Annotated in this window: 1 protein-coding gene; it reads left to right on the top strand. The window is 68.4% G+C overall.

Annotated elements, in window-relative coordinates:
* Positions 1–140 precede the first annotated feature (140 nt).
* Positions 141–1,027, top strand: an 887-nt coding sequence (locus ABZ454_RS38980) for a transposase (protein ID WP_359544156.1), incomplete at its 3' end; no start/stop codon positions are given.

Genomic DNA, 1,027 nt, shown 5'->3' with positions numbered 1-1,027 from the left:
CTTGATCTTTAACCTCAGGGCCCGAACGATCTCTCGTACTTGATCACTCGGACTGGTAACTGCGGTGCACGCAGGCGGCCTTCGGCTGAGCATGTGATCCGACCAAGGAACACACAACGCTCAGCACGAAGGCCGTGGGGATGAGTCTGTCGCATGACGCTGTCCGGGTGGATCCGTTTGCGGAACTGTCACGCTTCCGGGGTGCGTTCTACTCCTGTCTGACCAGGCGTGCGGATGCGTTGTTCGAGCTTGCGGACGCGGTGTTGTGTGCGGATGGTCCGGTCCGGTCGCTGGTGGAACTGTCGCTGGTGGGCGAACACCGACGCGGGCACGGCGGGCTCTATGACGCCCTTGCCGCGGGCCGGGTCGATGTCGCCCGGCTGCGAAGGGCCCTGGCGACGGTGCCGCTGCCGAGGGCGGCGGACGGCCGGCTGGTCCTGGCCGCCGATCTCACTTGCTGGCTACGGCCCAGCGCCCACACCTCACCGCAGCGAATCCTGTGCCACACCTACGGACGGGGCAAGGACCAGCACATCCCAGTTCCCGGCTGGCCCTACTCGGTGATCTGCGCGCTGGAGACCGGCCGCAGTTCTTGGACCGCACCGCTGGACGCACTACGTCTGGCACCGGGCGACGACGCTGCCACCGTCACCGCCAGGCAGATGCGCGAGCTCGTCGAACGGCTCATCACAGCCGGCCAGTGGAAAGACGGTGACCCGGAGATCCTGATCGTGGTGGATGCCGGATACGACGTGCCACGTCTGGCCTTCCTTCTGAAGGATCTGCCGGTGCAGGTGCTGGGCCGGATGCGCTCGGACCGCGTACTGCGACGCGCGGTCCCGCCCCGTGAGCCCGGTCTCCGCGGGCGCCCGCCCCGCCACGGCGGCGAGTTCGTCTTCGGTGACCCGGCCACCTGGGACACACCCAACGCGCAGACGGTGACCGCGACACGCCTTTACGGCACCGCCACCGCACGGGCCTGGGACCGGCTCCACCCGAGACTGACCCACCGCTCGGCCTGGACCGC

Source organism: Streptomyces sp. NPDC005803, from assembly GCF_040630435.1.
GTDB lineage: Bacteria > Actinomycetota > Actinomycetes > Streptomycetales > Streptomycetaceae > Streptomyces.
Note: the sequence above shows the minus strand (reverse complement) of the source record. Positions and strands in the feature narration are given on the sequence as shown.